Genomic DNA, 18,990 nt, shown 5'->3' with positions numbered 1-18,990 from the left:
GCGGCTGACCCTGGCGGTCAGTCGCGTTTCGGACCGATACCGTGCAGCCCCTGAAGTTTACCGTGATCGCGCAGCCAGTCGGCGGTGCGGATAATCCCCTGATCGAGCGAAATCACTGGCACATAGCCCAGTTCTTTCTGCGCACGCTGCGTATCGAGCGTGAGATCAAAATTCAGTTTCGCCACGCTGTAATGCGTCAGCACCGGCTCTTTATGCGAGCTTTTGCTGATACGCTCCATGCCCCGCGCCATCATATCCAGCAACGGATAAGGCACCGAGCGGATGCGGTATTTGATATCCAGATTTTCCATCAGCTGCTGCACCAGCGTACGCAGCGGGCGCGGCTGCTGATTGGTAATGTTGAAGGCGCGACCGGACTCGGTGGACTGAGAATGCGTCGCCAGCCACATTGCATGTACGGCGTTCTCGACGTACGTCATATCGACCAGTGCTTCGCCGCCGCGTGGCAACATCAGCGTGCCGCCGTATTTCAGCATCTGTAACAGGCGCGGCAGCAGCACGTTATCGTGCGGGCCGAAAATACCCTGCGGCCGCAGGATGGTGAAATGGGTTTGCGGATTGGACAGTGCCAGCGTGTGGATCACCTGCTCACCGGCGGCTTTACTGCGCGCAAACGAGTTAGCGAAACGGTGCGGACGAAAATCTTCCTGTATATCGCGGTGATGGTGGAAATCGAAATAGATGGCCGGTGAGGAGATATGCACGAAGTTTTCGACACCATAAGCTGCCGACCATTCGCCCAGACGCCGCGTGGCGCGCACGTTGGCCAGTTCAAATTCCTGTTCGCTGCCCCACGGCGACATCAGCCCCGAACAGTGCCAGACGGTGTCGATATCTGCCAGCAACGCTTTTGCCTGTGCTGAGACCAGCGTGGTGAGATCGGCGTGAATAAATTCCGCGCCCATTTTCTGCAAAAGCGATCCCATGGCGGCGTTACGGCCTGTCGCCCGGACTTTGATGCCTTTATTTCGCAGAAACTCAACGGCGTTACGTCCAGGGCCGCCACTCGCACCGGTAACCAAAACCTTCATATACAGGCCAATGCCTTCATAAATAGAGAAAAAATATTGTCAGCGTCAGAGTTCTGGCACCCCTCAGCAATAAGGGTGCCATTCTTTCGTGAAATTGTGCGGGTTGCAATGGGAAAGGGGGAAAGCTGTGTCCGAAAGCGGATTAAATGACCCTTTCTAGCGTCCGCAACGGTCTTTCTGCCGGGCAAGGCTGGCGATGCGTTTTGCCATGCCACGAAAAATAAACTGATGAGCGGGCATCATACTGAACCAGTACAGCAGCCCGCTGAACCCGGCGGGATGCCACCACGCGCGCACATCCAGACTGCGGCTCTCGCCATGATCGGTAATGGTGAACGTTAAGCGCCCCAGCCCCGGCGCTTTCATGCCGAATAACAGCGCCAGTTCTCGCTGCGGTTTCAGCCCGATGACTTTCCAGCCATCGATTTTATCGCCGGGTTTCAGAAAGTCGCGATCAGGCCGGCCGTATTTTACGCCGCCGCCAAGTAAATCATCGATGCGCGCCCGCGTTTTCCATAAGCCGTTGGCATAGAAATACCCCTCCGCGCCGCCCAGCTGCTGAATGACTTTCCAGAGTGAGGCTTTGGTGGCTGAAGTTTCCAGCGTAAAACCGGCTTGTTTCGGGTAATAACCGTAGCCGGGGCGCCAGCGCGCACGGGCATCCGCATCGTAGCCCCAGTCCGGTGAATCCATAATTTGCTGCTGTTCTTTTTCCAGTGTCGTGCGGATCGCCTCATCAACAGGGATCAGGGTCTGCGGGATCAGCCTTTGCAGTTTCTCACTGTCAGCCGGTAAATCGTGATTCAGCCCCTGAATCAGCGCCTTCGCCAGCGACGTCGGCACGGAGGTGATCAGGCTGAGGAAATACACCGAAACAAAGGAGGTCGGCAGGGGAACCGGGATCAGCCAGCGGCGTTTGCCGCTCATGGCGATAAAGCGTTCAAACAGGGTCTGATAGCTGATGTACTCCGGTCCTGCGGCCTCCAGGATCTGATTTTCGCTGGCAGGCAGTGTCACCAGCCCCTGCAAATAATTCAGCAGGTTTTCCAGCGCAATGGGGGAGGACTTTGAGCGGACCCAGCGCGGCGGCGTCAGCACCGGCAGGTTATAGACCATGTCACGCATCACTTCGAACGCGGCAGAACCCGCGCCAATCACAATGCCGGTGCGCAGTTCTGTCACCGGGATGGCACTCATGCGCAGCAAATCGCCGGTCAGTTTTCTCGCCTGCAAATGCGGCGAATGGTTGTCTTCCGGCTGCATCGAGCCGAGATACACAATGTGCTTAATGGAGGACTCTTTCAGCGCCAGCAGGGTGTGTTGCGCGGCCTGCCGTTCCTTTTCCAGCAAGTCATCATCTTCGGCCATCGCGTGAACCAGATACACCAGCACATCCGCGCCTTCAAAGGCGGCAGCCAGCGTTTTACTCTGATACACATCGGCGAAACAGCAGCGGACGTTCGGCCATTTTTGTTGCTGTAACCATTCGATCCGGCGTGCGGCGGCTGTCACCTGAAAGCCTTGCTGGCTGAGATGCGCGGTAAGATGTTGTCCGATATATCCGCTGGCGCCGAGAACGACGATCCGGCCAGTGTGTGTCGTGATTGGCATTTCCATTTGCTCGGTCAGTGTGAGGGAGATAAAGCAGAAAATACGGCGATAGCCCGCAGGTTATCGCCGTGAACCGGACGGCCTGTCAGGCGTGCTGGTGCAGGAATTCCTGCCACAGCGCCACGACTTTTTGCAGATCTTCGCGGCTGATATTGATGTGCGTCAGCACACGGGTCAGGGGACCGGCGCTGATGATCACACCGCGCTCCAGCATCCACGGCCCCATTTTAGCCGCCAGCTCTGCGCTCTGTTTGATGTACAGCACGTTGGTCTGAGCACCCGGCGCGGCAATTTCGACGCCGATCTTGCTCAGTTCTTCCGCCAGCCACTGCGCATTGTCGTGGTCATCTTTCAGACGTGCCACGTTGTTTTCCAGCGCGTAAATTGCCGCTGCGGCCAGAATCCCGGACTGGCGCATACCGCCGCCGGTCATTTTGCGCCAGCGGTTCGCGCGCTGGATGTACTCTTTGCTGCCGACCAGCAGGGAGCCAATCGGCGCGCCCAGACCTTTCGACAGGCAGATCGTCAGCGTGTCGCAATACTGCGTGATCTCGCGCAGTTCCACGTTCTGTGCCACGGCCGCATTCATAATGCGGGCACCGTCGATATGCAGCGCCAGCCCTTTTTCGCGGGTGAAGGCAAACGCCTTTTGCAGATATTCCAGCGGCAGCACCTTGCCGCTGTGGGTATTTTCCAGACTCAGCAGGCGGGTACGGGCGAAGTGAATGTCATCCGGTTTGATGGCGGCGGCGACTTTATCCAGCGGAATCGAACCGTCAGCGTCCATATCCAGCGGCTGCGGCTGAATGCTGCCGAGGACCGCCGCACCGCCTGCTTCGTACATATAATTGTGGGCTTTCTGGCCGACAATATATTCTTCGCCACGCTGGCAGTGCGTCAGCAACGCCACCAGGTTGGCCTGTGTGCCGGTCGGTAAAAACAGCGCTGCTTCTTTACCGCACAGCTTTGCGGCCATGTCCTGCAAAGCATTTACCGTTGGGTCATCGCCGTAGACATCATCGCCGACTTCAGCGCGGGCCATGGCCTGACGCATCGCTTCACTGGGGCGGGTTACGGTATCACTGCGTAAGTCGATCAACGTGGCTTCCTCTTCTCGGGTTGTAGTTGTGAATGCATGATTAGACAGAATTACCCGCCTAATCATGCACTATAGCCCTGTCAGGGTTATCGCAGCCAGTTGGTTTTTGCCAGTTCAACCACTTCGTCGCCACGACCGCTGATCACTGCGCGCAGCATGTACAGGCTGAAGCCTTTGGCTTGCTCGAATTTGATCTGCGGCGGCATCGCCAGTTCTTCGGTGGCGGTGATCGCATCGATCAGCACCGGACCTTCGTAGGCGAAGGCATCCTGAAGGGCGGTGTCAATATCCGAGGCTTTTTCAACGCGGATGCCTTTGATGCCTGCGGCTTCAGCAATGGCGGCGAAATCCGGGTTTTTCAACTCGGTACCGTCCGTGAGATAGCCGCCGGATTTCATTTCCATCGCCACAAATCCCAGCACACTGTTGTTGAAAATGATGATTTTCACCGGCAGCTTTTGCTGCGCCAGCGTCAGGAAATCCCCCATCAGCATGGCGAATCCGCCGTCACCGCACAGGGCGACCACCTGCCGCGTGCGGTCAATGGCTTGCGCGCCAATCGCCTGCGGCATGGCATTCGCCATTGAGCCGTGGTTAAACGAGCCGAGCAGACGGCGCTGACCGTTCATTTGCAGATAACGGCAGGCCCAGACGGTCGGCGTGCCGACGTCGCAGGTGAAAATCGCATCGGCGGCGGCAAAGCGGCTGATCTGCTGCGCCAGATATTGCGGATGGATCGGCTGCTTGTCGTTCGGCGTCGCCAGCCCGTCGAGATCTTTGCGCGCTTCTTCGTAATGCTTCAGCGCCTTGTCGAGGAACTTGCGTTCATTTTTCACCTGCAATTGCGGCAGAAGGGCGGTCAGGGTGGATTTGATGTCGCCGACCAGCGCCATATCCACATGGCAATGCGCGCCGATGCTGCCCGGATTAATGTCGATCTGAATGATTTTGGCATCGGTCGGATAGAAGGCGCGATACGGGAATTGCGTACCGAGCAGGATCAGGGTGTCGGCATTGAGCATGGCGTGATAGCCGGAAGAAAAACCGATCAGCCCGGTCATGCCGACGCTGTACGGATTGTCCCACTCGATATGTTCTTTCCCGCGCAGGGCATGGACGACCGGCGCTTTCAGGGTTTCAGCCAGCTTAATCACTTCGTCATGCGCGCCCGCGCAGCCGCTGCCACACATCATTGTGATATTGGTCGCGCCGTTCAGCAGTTCGGCCAGCTTCGCCAGTTCCGTGGGCTGTGGGGTGACTTTCGGCAGCACCGGCGGATACCAGCTGACTTTGGCGTCTTCCGGCGCTGGCCTGAGCGCCACATCGCCCGGCAGCACAATCACCGACACGCCACGATTGAGAATGGCTTTGCGCATGGCGATCGCCAGCACCTGCGGCAGTTGCTCGGGATTGCTGATCAGTTCGCAGTAATGGCTGCATTCGCGGAATAATTCGGTCGGATGGGTTTCCTGAAAATAACCGCTGCCGATTTCACTCGACGGAATATGGGCGGCAATCGCCACAACCGGCACGTGATTGCGATGGCAATCGAACAGGCCGTTGATCAGATGCAGGTTGCCGGGACCACAGGAACCGGCGCAGACCGCCAGCTCACCGGTGATTTGCGCTTCGGCACCGGCGGCAAACGCAGCCACTTCTTCATGGCGCGTACCCAGCCATTCGATGGTGCCCATGCGGTTCAGGCTGTCGCTCAGCCCGTTCAGGGAGTCGCCGGTGACGCCCCAGATCCTTTTTACGCCTGCTGCCTCGAGAGTTTTCGCCAGATATGCTGCTACGCTTTGTTGTTTCATTACTGAATCCCTCCACTGATGCTGAAAAATAACTGCGTTAAGCATAGTCCACTGATTACATCCTTGAATGTTCAGCCTTAAACCATACAAAAATACGCGAGTGAGGGAGGTGAAGATTTGTAAATCTGCCCGCGCAGACTGTAAAAAGTCATGTGCGGGCAGGGCGTTAAGGCGGGGATCAGGCGAGGGTGACGTCGCCCTGAAGCTGACAGCTACAGGCCAGTACATAACCCTGAGCGACCTCTTCGTCGGTCAGCGTCATGCGGCTGGTGGTCTGATAATCACCGGAAAGTATCCGGGTTTTACAGCTGCCGCAGACGCCCGCACGGCAGGCCGCGGTGACCGGTAGCTTGTGTTGCTCCATGGCGGCCAGCAGGGTCGAACCGACCGGCACGCGGTAATGCTGTAACGGTGTCAGGCGGGTCAGCGTCAGTTGCTGATCAGCAGACACTTCCGCCTCCGCTGCCTGAAACTGTTCTTTGACGATATTCTCCTGCGCCGCGCCCAGCGCCTTCGCCCAGTCTCCCGCCAGTTGCATATACGGCGCCGGGCCGCAAATCATCACCCGTCGTTGACGCATATCCGGGACCTGACTTTGCAGTAAATCCTGGCTCAGACGCCCGGCGATGTGCCCCGGCGCGGCATCCTTTTCCGCCAGAATGGTCAGGTTCAGTTGCGGATATTGGGCCGCCAGTTGCTGCCATTCATCGGCAAAAATGATGTCCTGCGGGCTGCGCACACTGTAAAACACCTGCACACTTTGCGCCGGATGATGTGCCAGCACATCCCGCGTGATCGACATCACCGGCGTCACACCACAGCCTGCCGCCAGCAATAACAGCGGCTGTTCGGTGTCGCAGGTGAATTCCCCTTGTGCATCACTCAGCCAGACATAATCACCGGGTTTCACCTGCTCCGTCAGCCAGGATGAACCTGTGCCACCGTCGATGCGGCGCACCGTCAGCTGAATAAAACGGCTTTTTCCCGGCGTGGAGGAGAGCGTATACGCGCGCTGCACATCGCCACTCTGGCCGATATTGACCAGCGCAAACTGTCCGGGACGATACGGATAGACATCGTGAGTCATCAGCGACAGCGTGCGTACATCCGGTGTTTCCTGCGTAACGGAACAGACCTGCATGCGATTCTGGCATAGCGCGGTCGGCTGATCGGGAAATAAAGGAAATTTCATTTCAGCTTACTCCGGCAGCATGGTTTTCAGATCCTGCTCCACCGAGGTGATTGCGCGCAGGCCAAATTTTTCATTCAGGATCGCCAGCAGGTTATCGGTGAGGAAGGCTGGCGCCGTCGGGCCGGTGGCGATGTTTTTCACCCCGAGCGACAGCAGGGTCAGCAGGATCACAATGGCTTTCTGTTCAAACCACGACAGCACCAGACTCAGCGGCAAATCATTCACGCCACAGCCTAATTTCTCAGCCAGATTCACAGCAAGAATAATGGCGGAATAAGCGTCGTTACACTGACCGACGTCCAGCAGGCGCGGCAACCCTTCGAGCGTACCGAAATCCAGTTTGTTGAAACGGTATTTACCGCAGGCCAGCGTCATGATCAGGCAATCCTGCGGCACGCTGAGGGCCAGATCGGTGAAGTAGCTGCGTTCGCCACGGCTGCCGTCACAGCCGCCGATCAGGAAGATATGACGCAGTTTTTTGGCAGCGACCAGATCAATCACGGTATCTGCCGCGCTGAGCAAGGTCTGACGGCCAAATCCGACGGTGATTTCCTGCTCAATCTCGCTGTAACGGAAGCCCGGAAGCTGCAACGCCTGGGCGATGACCGGCGCAAAATCTTCGCCTTCCAGATGCTGTACGCCCGGCCAGCCGACGATGCTGCGTGTCCAGATGCGGTCGCCATAATTGCCGACGTTCGGATCAATAATGCAGTTCGATGTCATGACCACCGGACCGGGGAATCGGGCGAATTCCACCTGCTGATTCTGCCAGCCGCTGCCGTAGTTACCGGCCAGATGCGGAAATTTCTTCAGCTCAGGGTAACCGTGTGCAGGCAGCATTTCGCCGTGGGTGTAGATGTTGATGCCGGTACCGGCGGTTTGCTCAAGCAGCATCTGCAAATCTTTCAGGTCGTGACCGGAGATCAGGATCGCTTTGCCTGCCAGCGGACGGACATTCACCGCCGTCGGTTGCGGGTGCCCGTAGGCGTCGGTTTCGCCTTTATCCAGGATCGCCATCACGCCAAAGTTCATTTTGCCGATCGCCATCGCGTTGCTGAGCAGTTCGCCCATGTCTGACGGCTGCGTGCCCAGCCAGGCCATCAGGCGGTGGTATTCGGCATAAATGGCGGTGTCAGACTGGCCCAGCACATGGGCGTGTTCCATATAGGCCGCCGCCCCTTTCAGGCCGTACAGACAGAGCATCCGCAGACCATGAATGTCATCGCCGATCTGCGCTTTGTCACTGTTGAGGGCAAACTGCTGCGCCTGCTGTTGCAGCTCGCTGAGGTTATCGCTCACCAGTTCCAGTGCGGCCAGCGGGTGGCTGACGATGACATCAGGATCCATCAGACGGCAACGGACGGCCAGCGCCTCGCGGTGAATAATGGCCTCGCGGGCATAACCCACGATACGGTCAGAATCGAAGTTGACGTTGGTCAGGGTGGAGAAAAAGGCGCGGGGCGCGAAGCTGTCGATCCCGGCATCAGTGATGCCGTAGCCGCGGGCGGTGAGCGCCCAGGCGGATAATCCTTCCAGCACGGCCACCAGTAAGTCTTGTAAATCAGAGGTTTCTGCCGTTTTACCACACATACCCTGCGCATAAGCGCAGCCATTGCCCGCCGGGGTACGGACTGTTTGTTCACATTGCACACAAAACATGATGAGGTCCTTTTTAAAGTTGCATTTGAAATGCTTGTTTTAATGCAAGCCTAGAACCGGCAGGAACAGAAATGAAGGAGTTTTTAAGACAAAGTGACGCGAAGTTGATTTATCGCAAGTTTTGCTGGGAGGCACCCGCTGCCGGATGGCAGCGGGAAGGGCGGTGATCAGGCGGAGAAAAAGGCCATTAACACCGGGGCGATCAGGCTGAGGATAAAGCCGTGCACCACGGCGGGCGGCACCATATCCAGCCCGCCACTGCGCTGTAAAACCGGGAGGGTGAAGTCCATCGACGTCGCGCCGCACAGACCAAGTGCCGTCGAGCGGCTGCTGCGTACCAGCGTCGGGATCAGCATGATGGCGCACAGTTCGCGCGCCAGATCGTTAAAGAAGGCGGCGCTGCCAATCACCGGCCCGAAGGAATCGGTCAGCACGATACCGGAAAGCGAATACCAGCCGTAACCGGACGCCATCGCCAGGCCGGTTTTCAGCGGCAGACCGAGCAGCACGGCAGCCAGCGCACCGCCAATCAGGGCGCTGAGCGCCACCACCACCGCCACCATCATGCCGCGACGGTTGAGGATAATCTGGCGCAGGGTCATGCTGCTGTTGCGCAGTTGCAGACCGACCAGCGCCAGCAGGAATAACAGCGCGATTTCGCTGGCCTGCGAGGCGAACGTCAGCCAGTGCCATTGGGTCAGGCCGAGTGCAAAACCGCCGACCACCACGCCACACAGTTTCAGGGATTCCAGTGCCATGTGAATACGCGACGGCAGTTTTTCTTGTTTGTATTGCGTTTTCCAGGGTTTGCGGCGTTCCAGCAGCCACAGCGCGGCGTAGTTCATCACGAAAATACACAGGAAGCAGACGGCCGCGTATTTGAATATCAGCAGTAAATTGGTGCTGAGATTGTCGAGAAAAGCCAGACTGATGCCCATAATGAACAGGATGACATACACCATCCAGCTCAGTAACTGGTTCACGAGATGCAGCAGGGAACGGCTTTTGAGCGGAATGAGATAGCCGGCAATCAGCGGCAGGAGAATAATTAACAGCCCGGAATACATGATGCAAAAGTCCCTGAAAAGTGAGATCCCATGAATGGTGCGCGGCACAGAAAATGCCGCCCGCCACGCTAACGAAAAGTTATCTGACTGTAAAGCAGCTTCGGCACGCAGAGATATCTCCGGGTGCTTGACCTGAACCGATTTTTAACGCCATGCTCGGGAAAGCTCTGAGCGCACAGGAGGCGTCTGATGTATCTGGAACATATTGATATTGTCGGTTTTCGCGGAATTAACCGCCTGTCTTTGACGCTGAACCAGCCAGTACAACGTGGGGCATCCATTACCGCTTCTGTCCATCAGGGGCAGACAGAATCCTCTCTGACCAACACCGTGTTGATCGGCGAAAACGCCTGGGGCAAATCCAGCCTGCTTGATGCCTTAACCCTGCTGCTTTCACCGGAACCCAAACTTTACTGCTTTAAAGAGGAGGATTTCTATTTCCCGGCGGGAGAAGAGGAGTCCAAATCGCAGTATCTGCATGTGGTGTTTACGTTTTGCGAGAATCAGGCAGGACATCATATGTCGCCGCGTTTTAATCCGCTCTCACCACTTTGGGTGAAATGCGCCGACAAGCTGAACCGGATTTATTACCGGCTGGAAGGGGAACTGGACGACGATGGCAGCGTGATGACGCTGCGCAGTTTCCTGTCCTCCAACGGCCAGCCTTTAAACCTGACGACCATAGATCCGCTGGCACAGGCGCTGATCCGCCTGAATCCGGTATTGCGTTTGCGCGATGCGCGCTTTATCCGCCGTCTGCGCAGTGAGACGCTGGCCCCGCGTCTGGCGGCCAATAATAAAGAACTGGCCAGACAGCTGGATGAACTGACGCGGGAGCTGGTCCACAGCCCGCAAACGCTGAAAAACAGCGAACTGCGCAGCGGGCTTTTGGCGATGCAGCAGTTGCTGGAACATTATTTTGCCGAGCAGGGGACATCGAACAGCGTGCCGTGGCAGCAAAAGCGTCATGGCCGGGCAGAGAGCCGCCGGGCATGGCGTTCGCTGGATAATATCAACCGCATGATTGCCGAACCGAACAGCCGCAGTATGCGGGTGATGCTGCTGGGCATGTTTTCCACCTTGTTACAGGCCAAAGGTTCGGTGGTGCTGCACCCGGATGCGCGGCCGCTGCTGCTCATCGAAGACCCCGAAACGCGCCTGCATCCGATCATGCTGTCGGTGGCCTGGGGGTTGCTGGATCAGCTGCCTCTGCAACGCATTACCACCACGAATTCCGGTGATTTACTCTCGCTGGTGCCGGTTGAACAGATCTGCCGTCTGGTGCGTGAATCCGGCCGCGTCGCGGCTTACGCCATTGGCCCTGAAGGGCTGAGCATGGAAGACAGCCGCCGTATCGCTTTTCATATCCGCTTTAACCGCCCCTCGTCGCTGTTCGCCCGCTGCTGGCTGCTGGTGGAGGGGGAAACCGAAGTCTGGCTGCTGAACCAGCTGGCGCGTCAGTGTGGCTATCATTTTGAATCGGAAGGGATCAAGGTGATTGAGTTCGCACAATGTGGCCTGAAGCCACTGCTGCGTTTTGCCCGGCAAATGGGCATCGAATGGCATGCGCTGGTCGATGGTGATGAAGCCGGACGCAAATATGCGGCGACGGTGATTGCCAATGTGGAAAACCACGACGATACGCTGCGTTATCGCCTGACGGCATTGCCGTCGCAGGATATCGAACATTTTCTGTATCGCGACGGGTTCGAGGACGTTTACCGCAAGAACGCTGCTATACCGGACAATGTCCCGATGTCGCCGCGACGCATTATTGATAAAGCCATTCACCGCAGCTCAAAGCCGGATCTGGCCATCGACGTGGCCCTGGCCGCCTCGCTGCGCGGAACCTCGTCGATTCCGCCTTTGCTGCGGCAAATGTTTTCCCGCGTGGCATGGCTGGCACGCGGCCGGGCGGATTAAGCGGCGCGGCTGTTATCCGTCATCAGCGGATTGCCATGACCCCGGCTAAAGGTCTGGCGGATCTGCGTTTCCAGATCGTCTAACAGCTGGTAACGGCGGCGGTATTCCGAGCGCCGTTTACTGGCGATTTCTTCCAGCGGGCGGTGAGCAATCTGCAACGGTAAATGGAAATAACCGTCTTCGGCCTGCTTCGCTTCCATGGTTTCCCAGAAACTGTCGTAATCGGCAAATACCATGCCTTTGCGTTTTTTGTAGCGCGGATTTTCATAAATATGCGTGTGGTTACCCACCGCCACAATCTGTTTCATGCCGGTTACGTCCGCGAGAGTCGTCAGCGCTTCAATCACCAGACGTTTGGGAAATAATCCGTGGCAGGCTTTGGTTGCGGTCTGGATTTCCTGATGATCCACATGCGCGCGTGGCCCCTGTAATGCGCCGATGAACAATGTCGGACGTCCCAGATATTCAATAAAGGAGAACGTCACGATCGCAATCGGCTCGCCCTGCGGCGTGGTAAATGTCAGGGTGGCTTCCCCTTCTTTATCCAGACGGCTGATGGCATTAAAGGTGATAGCAAAACGCTGTTCATCTTTTCCCGTCAGCGTGGCAATCGCCATCGGTTTTTTGCTCAGATAACCGTGATTAATCGCCTCCGGCAGGCAGTGGCCGATCATGTCGTAATGGTCGGTGATGCGCTTCATCGCCTGTTCCGGCGTGATATTGGCCGCCTGGTAGGTGCGGTGCAGTTTGCAGGGCAGGCTGGGCATGGCGGCGAGGATTTCGTCGCGTTGCGGGTGATGCGACAGATAATCAAGCATGCCGAACGTTCTGCGCGGATGCAGCAAAGCGCGATAAAGGAATTTGAAGCGATAACGTGGCAATGTCCATGAAGGCCCCGGCGTGATGCGGCGTGAGAGCAATGCCTTCATCAACTGAAAGCCTGAAAGCGGCGCCTTTTCTTCGGCAGGGTAGCTGAAAGTGGTCATGAAATTACCTGTTATTGTTAGCCAGATTTCTGTAGTGGCTATTTCAACAGGCGCAAAATAAACAGGCGTACAACGGCGGAAATTATGAGGAAATTGAAGGTGATTTGTTGAGATTGTGTTTAGTTTTAATTCCTTTTATATCCTGTCTTAGCAATCGGTGTTTAAAAAATGTACTTTTTTTCGTGCGAAGGGCTTGAAGCCAGCGTCATTCTCCCCCATAAATAAAAATGCCAGTCAGTGAGTGACCGGCATTTGCAGTTGAAGCGTGATGTGTTGCGTAATGCTGAACCGGTCAGGCGACCGCTTCACTTTCCACTGGAATAATGAGACTGGCATGATTCCCCTTTGGGCCTTCATGAACGTCGAAATTGACCTGCTGGCCGGCTTTTAATGTCCGGTAACCCTCCATCTGAATTGTGGAGTAGTGAGCGAAGATGTCTTCACCGCCATTTTGCGGGCAAATGAAGCCAAAGCCTTTAGCATTATTGAACCATTTAACAGTACCCGTCTGCATGCTTCTACATCCCTCTCATGACTAGTCTGGTAGTAAATAGATAAAGCCAGTTGAGTGAGCACGAAGGCCGGAACGCAGCGGATCAGCGCCTGTTCGAGCCTGTTTAAACTCCGTTCAGCTCACGAATTTACACTCTAGTGGAATAGAGTTGGACGTCAAGGAATCGGCATTTGTCCCGAGGGGGCAGATAACCAAACTTTGAAGCAGGTAACGCTATTGACATATTTTGTTAAATTTTCGTAGCGGGGCGGATGGCAGGGAGAACATTTTGTGCAGCGGCGCGGCGACGCAAGAGATGGTAAAATACGGTCATAATGATGTGAGGCTAAGCAGAAAGTGTTCACGTTGCGTATTTAGCATCCAAACGATCTTCACAGGTGACGAGCAGGCAATGGGCAATAATCAAGACTGGCTAAATTTTGAACATTTGGCGGCGGATAAGCAAAAGGATGAGGTAAAACCGCCATCTATGTATAAAGTTATATTAAACAACGACGATTACACTCCAATGGAATTTGTGATTGACGTTCTGCAAAAGTTCTTTTCTTATGATATTGAACGTGCAACGCAACTGATGCTCCAGGTGCACTATAGAGGCAAAGCGATATGCGGCGTTTATACCGCCGAAGTCGCGGAAACCAAGGTCGCACACGTAAATGAGTACGCCAAGGAGAATGAGCATCCGTTGCTGTGTACGCTGGAAAAAGCCTGATTAAGGCAATCTATTTGGGAGGTGCCTATGCTCAATCAAGAACTTGAACTCAGTCTCAACATGGCTTTCGCAAGAGCCCGTGAGCACCGGCATGAGTTTATGACCGTGGAGCACCTGTTGCTGGCGTTGCTCAGCAACCCTGCTGCCCGTGAAGCGCTTGAAGCTTGTACAGTGGATTTAGTGGCCCTGCGCCAGGAACTGGAAGCCTTCATCGAGCAAACCACACCCACCTTACCTGCCAGTGAAGAAGAACGTGACACCCAGCCTACGCTGAGTTTCCAGCGCGTTCTGCAACGTGCGGTATTCCACGTGCAATCTTCTGGCCGCAGCGAAGTGTCCGGCGCCAATGTTCTGGTCGCGATTTTCAGCGAACAGGAATCTCAGGCCGCCTATCTGCTGCGCAAACATGATGTCAGCCGCCTTGATGTGGTGAACTTTATCTCGCACGGCACCCGGAAAGACGAATCCGGCGGCCAGGCGCAAAACAATGCGGAAAACCCAGTTAACGAAGAACAGTCGGCGGGGGAAGATCGTATGGAGAACTTCACCACTAATCTTAACCAGTTAGCGCGTGTAGGTGGCATCGATCCGCTGATTGGCCGTGACAAAGAACTGGAGCGCGCCATTCAGGTGCTCTGCCGTCGTCGTAAGAATAACCCGCTGCTGGTGGGTGAATCCGGCGTAGGTAAAACCGCGATTGCTGAAGGTCTGGCATGGCGAATCGAGCAGGGCGACGTGCCGGAAGTGATGGCAGACTGCACCCTGTATTCTCTGGATATCGGTTCGTTGCTGGCGGGCACCAAATACCGCGGTGATTTCGAAAAACGTTTCAAATCCCTGCTTAAACAGCTGGAACAGGATAAGAACAGCATCCTGTTTATTGATGAAATCCACACGATTATCGGTGCCGGTGCGGCATCAGGTGGTCAGGTGGACGCGGCAAACCTGATCAAGCCATTGCTGTCGAGCGGGAAAATCCGCGTGATCGGTTCGACGACGTATCAGGAATTCAGCAATATCTTTGAAAAAGACCGTGCCCTGGCACGTCGTTTCCAGAAAATTGATATTACTGAGCCAAGCGTTGAAGAAACGGTTCAGATCATCAACGGCCTGAAAACCAAATACGAAGCGCATCACGATGTGCGTTACACCGCGAAAGCGGTACGTGCGGCGGTTGAGCTGTCGGTCAAATACATTAATGACCGTCATCTGCCGGACAAAGCCATCGATGTGATTGACGAAGCGGGCGCGCGCAGCCGGTTGATGCCGGTGAGCAAACGCAAGAAAACCGTTAACGTCAGCGATATCGAAAGCGTGGTCGCGCGTATTGCCCGCATTCCGGAAAAAACCGTGTCTGCGACAGACCGCGATGTGCTGAAAAATCTGGGCGATCGCCTGAAAATGCTGGTCTTCGGACAGGATCCGGCTATCGAAGCACTGACCGAAGCGATCAAAATGAGCCGCGCCGGTCTGGGCCAGGATCACAAGCCTGTCGGTTCATTCCTGTTCGCCGGGCCTACCGGTGTCGGTAAAACCGAAGTGACGGTTCAGCTGGCGAAAGCACTGGATATCGAACTGCTGCGCTTTGATATGTCGGAATACATGGAGCGTCATACGGTCAGCCGTTTGATCGGTGCGCCTCCGGGATACGTCGGTTTTGATCAGGGCGGTTTGCTGACGGATGCGGTAATTAAACATCCTCACGCCGTGGTGCTGCTTGATGAAATCGAGAAGGCGCATCCGGATGTCTTTAACCTGCTGTTGCAGGTGATGGATAACGGTACGCTGACCGATAACAATGGCCGCAAAGCTGATTTCCGTAACGTGATTCTGGTGATGACCACCAACGCCGGTGTGCGTGAAACGGAACGTAAATCGATTGGTCTGGTGCATCAGGATAACAGCCCGGATGCGATGGAAGAGATCAAGCGTACCTTTACGCCGGAATTCCGTAACCGTCTGGACAATGTTATCTGGTTCAACCATCTGTCTACGGAAGTTATCCAGCAGGTTGTCGACAAATTTATCGTCGAACTGCAGGCGCAGCTGGATGCGAAAGGCGTGTCTCTGGAAGTCAGCGACGAAGCCCGTGACTGGCTGACCGTGAAAGGTTATGACCGTGCGATGGGTGCGCGTCCGATGACCCGTACCGTTCAGGAAAACCTGAAAAAACCTCTCGCCAACGAGCTGCTGTTTGGTTCACTGGTGGATGGCGGTTCCGTTTCTGTGGCGCTCGATAAGGCGGCTGACAAGCTCACTTATCACTTCATGAGTGCGCAGAAGAAAAAACCGGAAGGTGCGGTGCATTAATTTTTCATAAAGCATGAAAAAACAAAAGGCGATGTGAAAACATCGCCTTTTTTCTTTCCGAAATTCTTTATTTAATTGCAGTAATTAGTGGGGGATTTCAGAAAGGATAGTGGAACAAATAATGGAACAAACGCCGGATTGCGGATACCACAAAACGCCCTTGCAACAGCAGGAAGGGCGAAGAGGGTATCCTCAGGTATCGCCGGAAAATCAGCGATGAGTGAGCCGCTTATTAACGGCTACGGAAGACAATGCGGCCTTTGCTCAGGTCGTACGGGGTCAGCTCTACAGTGACTTTGTCGCCCGTCAGGATGCGGATGTAGTTCTTACGCATTTTACCGGAGATGTGAGCGGTAACTACGTGTCCGTTTTCTAACTCTACGCGGAACATAGTGTTTGGCAGCGTATCAAGTACGGTGCCTTGCATTTCAATGTTGTCTTCTTTGGCCATCGAATCCTCTAGGTCTAACTACCATAGTTTTTAACCGGCAAGATAATGCCGAAAAACCCACATTATGTAAAGAAGTATGGTCCATGACCGCACCTATTCCCTATCCTTCGGGAACACCGGCAGGTCTTCATCATGTGGGGATAAGTCTTGTGGCAACCAGCAATCCGGTGCTAACGCGCGTTGCGAAAGTTCGGATAACTGCTGCAAAAATTGGCGGCGGGGGATCTCTCTCGCACCCAGCGACGCAGTGTGAGGGTTGAGCACCTGACAGTCAATCAGTTCTCCACCATTGCGGGAAAAATGTTGGCAAAAAAGCATAAGCGCGCACTTTGACGCATTCTCCCGGCGGCTGAACATCGACTCGCCGCAAAATAACTGACCGACAGACACACCGTATAATCCGCCGACCAGTTCATTCCCTTCCCACACTTCGACCGAGTGCGCCCGTCCGGCCTCATGCAATTCCTGATAACCCCGCTGAACCAGCGGGCCGATCCAGGTGCCATCTTCACGTTGCATGGCGCAGGCGCGGATCACCTGCTCAAATTGCTGATTGAGGGTGAAACGAAACGGCATCTTACGCATGAAACGTTTAAGACTGCGGCTGGCGTGTCGCTCCCCGGGAACCAAAATGGCACGCGGGTCAGGTGACCACCAGAGGATCATTTCGCCCGGTTCGAACCAGGGAAAAACACCGTGCTGATACGCGGAAAGCAGGCGGGGAGCCGTGAGATCGCCACCAATAGCCAGCAGGCCATTCGGCTCCTGCAATGCAGTGTCAGGATCCGGAAAATTGACTGAATTGGCCTCAAGCTTCACTAACCGCATAGATCTCCTTATCCGGCGGCACATGTCCGCCGTTAACTCAGAACAACAACATCAGGCGCGGGCGAGAAACCTTGCATAACGGCTCTGTGTCGCGGCTAACGTCTGGTGATCGCCTTGTTCCACAATCTGCCCCTCTTCCATGATGCATATCCTGTCGAGGGCTTCCAGACCGTGCAAACGGTGCGTCACTAAGAGTAGCGTCTTATTCTGACAATGCTTGTGCAGGAGTGCCAAAATATGTTGTTCCGTTTCCGCATCCAGCCCTTCTGTCGGCTCATCAAGCAACCACAGCGGCGCATCATGTAATAACGCACGCGCCAGCCCGATACGGCGTTGCTCGCCGCCGGAAAGCTGACGTCCGCCTTCACCGAGCCAGGCATTCAGCCCTTCGTTTTCTAACAGCACATGCAAATCAACGTCCCGTAATGCCTGCGCCAGCTGTTCATCGCTGCTGTGCGGCGAGGCCATGCGCAGGTTTTCCCGCAACGTGGTGTTAAACACATGCGCGCGCTGGCTGACGACGGTGATCATCTTACGCAGCGTGGCTTCATCGTAATCCGCCACCGGATGGCCATTGATTTCCAGCGCACCGTTGCTGATATCCCAGCCCCGGGTCAGCAGTTGCAGCAGGGTGGATTTGCCACAACCGGTCTGACCGAGCAGGGCGATATGTTCACCGGCACGGACCTCCAGATTAATGTCTTTCAGCACAGGCAAAGGCTGCCCCGGATAGGTGAAATTCACCTTTTTCAGCGACAGGCTGACCTGCTCACCGGCCACCGGTCCCTGAGACGGGAACGTCACATCGGCGGGCTGGTCGATGATCTGACTGACGCGCTGAGCAGAAGCGATAACCTGCCCGAGATGCTGGAAGGCGGCGGCTACCGGCCCCAGTGCTTCAAAGGCAGCCAGCGGGGTGAAGACGAATAAAGCGATAAGCGCACCCGGTTGCGGGAACTGGCTGATCCCCCCGGCGGACAGCCACAGCATCAGCGTAACGGTCAGACCCGCCGCGGCAATCACCATCGCCTGCGACAAACCGGTCAGTTTGGCCTGCTGCTGCTGACGCAGCATCCAGCGCCGTTCGATATCGTCGAGTTGCTGGCGAAAGCGTGGCTGAGCGCCGAACACCACCAGCTCAGACTGGCCTTGCAGCCAGGATGTCAGTTGCATCCGGTAATCGCTGCGCAGCGTCGTCAGTTCACGACCTGCCGGTTTTCCGGCGCGGTAGAAAATCACCGGCAGAAGCAGCATCAGTACCAGCATGATGGCGCCCAGCGTCAGGGCGAGGGTGACATCCAGGAAACTCAGGCCAAACGTCACCAGAAGGATCACCACCAGCGCACTGACCAGCGGAGAAATAACCCGCAGATACAAGTGATCCAGCGTATCGACGTCGGCAACCAGACGGTTTAGCAGATCCGCCTGACGGAAACGTGCAATGCCCCCCGGCGACAGCGGCATGATTTTGGTGAACGTGAAGACCCGCAAATGTGCCAGCACGCGGAATGTTGCATCGTGGCTGACCAGACGCTCGGCGTAACGGCCTGCGGTACGGAAAATCGCCGCGCCGCGCACACCGGCAGCGGGCAGCATGTAGTTGAAACTGTATAAACCGGCGATACCGGCCACGGCAGAGGCCGCCAGGAACCAGCCGGAAAGTGTCAGCAGGCCGATGCTCGCCATCAAGGTGACGATGGCCAGAATGACGCCCAGTGAGAGACGGAACCAGTGGCGGCGGTACAGGGCGAGATAAGGCAAAAGCGTTTTCATGA

The 18,990-nt window shown here is 55.8% G+C and carries 15 protein-coding genes; 3 read left to right on the top strand and 12 right to left on the bottom strand.

Features of this window, described 5'->3' with window-relative positions; genetic code table 11:
• Positions 1-17: 17 nt before the first annotated feature.
• The 7 genes from EYY67_RS13685 to EYY67_RS13655 form a co-directional block, all read right to left on the bottom strand.
• Positions 18-1,052: an NAD-dependent epimerase/dehydratase family protein gene (locus tag EYY67_RS13685; RefSeq protein ID WP_119822207.1), complete on the bottom strand. Its 1,035-nt coding sequence runs from the start codon at positions 1,050-1,052 to the stop codon at positions 18-20.
• 156 nt (positions 1,053-1,208) lie between these two features.
• Positions 1,209-2,663 carry a DUF2867 domain-containing protein gene (locus tag EYY67_RS13680; protein ID WP_095922675.1) on the bottom strand — a complete coding sequence of 485 codons (1,455 nt, stop codon included), beginning with the start codon at positions 2,661-2,663 and terminating at the stop codon, positions 1,209-1,211.
• A gap of 85 nt (positions 2,664-2,748) precedes the next feature.
• A complete protein-coding gene (gene ltaE, locus EYY67_RS13675; protein ID WP_131693732.1) occupies positions 2,749-3,762 on the bottom strand; it encodes a low-specificity L-threonine aldolase in 1,014 nt (337 codons plus the stop codon).
• A gap of 86 nt (positions 3,763-3,848) precedes the next feature.
• Positions 3,849-5,573, bottom strand: a complete 1,725-nt coding sequence (gene poxB / locus EYY67_RS13670) for a ubiquinone-dependent pyruvate dehydrogenase (protein ID WP_095922673.1) — start codon at positions 5,571-5,573, stop codon at positions 3,849-3,851.
• Between the two features lie 178 nt (positions 5,574-5,751).
• A complete protein-coding gene (gene hcr / locus EYY67_RS13665; protein WP_131693731.1) occupies positions 5,752-6,765 on the bottom strand; it encodes an NADH oxidoreductase in 1,014 nt (337 codons plus the stop codon).
• A 6-nt stretch (positions 6,766-6,771) separates the two neighbouring features.
• On the bottom strand, positions 6,772-8,424 hold the full coding sequence (gene hcp, locus EYY67_RS13660) for a hydroxylamine reductase (RefSeq protein WP_095922671.1): 1,653 nt from the start codon (positions 8,422-8,424) through the stop codon (positions 6,772-6,774).
• A gap of 167 nt (positions 8,425-8,591) precedes the next feature.
• Positions 8,592-9,491 carry a LysO family transporter gene (locus tag EYY67_RS13655; protein ID WP_095922670.1) on the bottom strand — a complete coding sequence of 300 codons (900 nt, stop codon included), beginning with the start codon at positions 9,489-9,491 and terminating at the stop codon, positions 8,592-8,594.
• A 189-nt stretch (positions 9,492-9,680) separates the two neighbouring features.
• On the opposite strand from EYY67_RS13655, the gene EYY67_RS13650 reads away from it, so the two are divergent.
• On the top strand, positions 9,681-11,414 hold the full coding sequence (locus tag EYY67_RS13650; RefSeq protein WP_131693730.1) for an ATP-dependent nuclease: 1,734 nt from the start codon (positions 9,681-9,683) through the stop codon (positions 11,412-11,414).
• Here EYY67_RS13650 and EYY67_RS13645 read toward each other — a convergent pair.
• A complete protein-coding gene (locus EYY67_RS13645; protein WP_095922668.1) occupies positions 11,411-12,400 on the bottom strand; it encodes a VirK/YbjX family protein in 990 nt (329 codons plus the stop codon). The genes EYY67_RS13650 and EYY67_RS13645 overlap by 4 nt on opposite strands.
• A gap of 292 nt (positions 12,401-12,692) precedes the next feature.
• Entirely contained in the window at positions 12,693-12,914 is a 222-nt protein-coding gene (gene cspD / locus EYY67_RS13640) for a cold shock-like protein CspD (RefSeq protein WP_015696601.1), read from the bottom strand.
• 391 nt (positions 12,915-13,305) lie between these two features.
• Here cspD and clpS point away from each other — a divergent pair, with 391 nt between their 5' ends.
• Both clpS and clpA read left to right on the top strand, forming a co-directional pair.
• Positions 13,306-13,626, top strand: a complete 321-nt coding sequence (clpS, locus tag EYY67_RS13635) for an ATP-dependent Clp protease adapter ClpS (protein WP_013574769.1) — start codon at positions 13,306-13,308, stop codon at positions 13,624-13,626.
• Between the two features lie 27 nt (positions 13,627-13,653).
• The gene (gene clpA, locus EYY67_RS13630) at positions 13,654-15,936 is read left to right on the top strand and encodes an ATP-dependent Clp protease ATP-binding subunit ClpA (RefSeq protein WP_095922667.1); all 2,283 of its coding nucleotides are present in this window, start codon (positions 13,654-13,656) and stop codon (positions 15,934-15,936) included.
• Between the two features lie 232 nt (positions 15,937-16,168).
• Here the strand turns inward: clpA and infA are convergent, their stop codons facing one another.
• The 3 genes from infA to cydC form a co-directional block, all read right to left on the bottom strand.
• A complete protein-coding gene (infA, locus tag EYY67_RS13625; RefSeq protein WP_002211347.1) occupies positions 16,169-16,387 on the bottom strand; it encodes a translation initiation factor IF-1 in 219 nt (72 codons plus the stop codon).
• A gap of 93 nt (positions 16,388-16,480) precedes the next feature.
• Positions 16,481-17,215, bottom strand: a complete 735-nt coding sequence (aat, locus tag EYY67_RS13620; RefSeq protein ID WP_095922666.1) for a leucyl/phenylalanyl-tRNA--protein transferase — start codon at positions 17,213-17,215, stop codon at positions 16,481-16,483.
• A gap of 51 nt (positions 17,216-17,266) precedes the next feature.
• Positions 17,267-18,988, bottom strand: a complete 1,722-nt coding sequence (cydC, locus tag EYY67_RS13615) for a heme ABC transporter ATP-binding protein/permease CydC (protein ID WP_131693729.1) — start codon at positions 18,986-18,988, stop codon at positions 17,267-17,269.
• Positions 18,989-18,990 lie beyond the last annotated feature (2 nt).

Source organism: Rahnella victoriana (genome assembly GCF_004330295.1).
In the GTDB taxonomy this organism is placed as follows: Bacteria; Pseudomonadota; Gammaproteobacteria; order Enterobacterales; family Enterobacteriaceae; genus Rahnella; species Rahnella victoriana.
The sequence above is the reverse complement of the archived record's forward strand: the minus strand, read 5'-3'. Positions and strand labels throughout refer to the sequence as shown.

Bases quoted from the DNA above. Each gene is read 5' to 3' on its own strand.
- EYY67_RS13685 (WP_119822207.1), bottom strand. From the start codon at position 1,052: ATGAAGGTTTTGGTTACCGGTGCGAGTGGCGGCCCTGGACGTAACGCC.
- EYY67_RS13680 (WP_095922675.1), bottom strand. From the start codon at position 2,663: ATGCCAATCACGACACACACTGGCCGGATCGTCGTTCTCGGCGCCAGC.
- poxB (WP_095922673.1), bottom strand. From the start codon at position 5,573: ATGAAACAACAAAGCGTAGCAGCATATCTGGCGAAAACTCTCGAGGCA.
- hcr (WP_131693731.1), bottom strand. From the start codon at position 6,765: ATGAAATTTCCTTTATTTCCCGATCAGCCGACCGCGCTATGCCAGAAT.
- hcp (WP_095922671.1), bottom strand. From the start codon at position 8,424: ATGTTTTGTGTGCAATGTGAACAAACAGTCCGTACCCCGGCGGGCAAT.
- EYY67_RS13655 (WP_095922670.1), bottom strand. From the start codon at position 9,491: ATGTATTCCGGGCTGTTAATTATTCTCCTGCCGCTGATTGCCGGCTAT.
- EYY67_RS13650 (WP_131693730.1), top strand. From the start codon at position 9,681: ATGTATCTGGAACATATTGATATTGTCGGTTTTCGCGGAATTAACCGC.
- EYY67_RS13645 (WP_095922668.1), bottom strand. From the start codon at position 12,400: ATGACCACTTTCAGCTACCCTGCCGAAGAAAAGGCGCCGCTTTCAGGC.
- cspD (WP_015696601.1), bottom strand. From the start codon at position 12,914: ATGCAGACGGGTACTGTTAAATGGTTCAATAATGCTAAAGGCTTTGGC.
- clpS (WP_013574769.1), top strand. From the start codon at position 13,306: ATGGGCAATAATCAAGACTGGCTAAATTTTGAACATTTGGCGGCGGAT.
- clpA (WP_095922667.1), top strand. From the start codon at position 13,654: ATGCTCAATCAAGAACTTGAACTCAGTCTCAACATGGCTTTCGCAAGA.
- infA (WP_002211347.1), bottom strand. From the start codon at position 16,387: ATGGCCAAAGAAGACAACATTGAAATGCAAGGCACCGTACTTGATACG.
- aat (WP_095922666.1), bottom strand. From the start codon at position 17,215: ATGCGGTTAGTGAAGCTTGAGGCCAATTCAGTCAATTTTCCGGATCCT.
- cydC (WP_131693729.1), bottom strand. From the start codon at position 18,988: ATGAAAACGCTTTTGCCTTATCTCGCCCTGTACCGCCGCCACTGGTTC.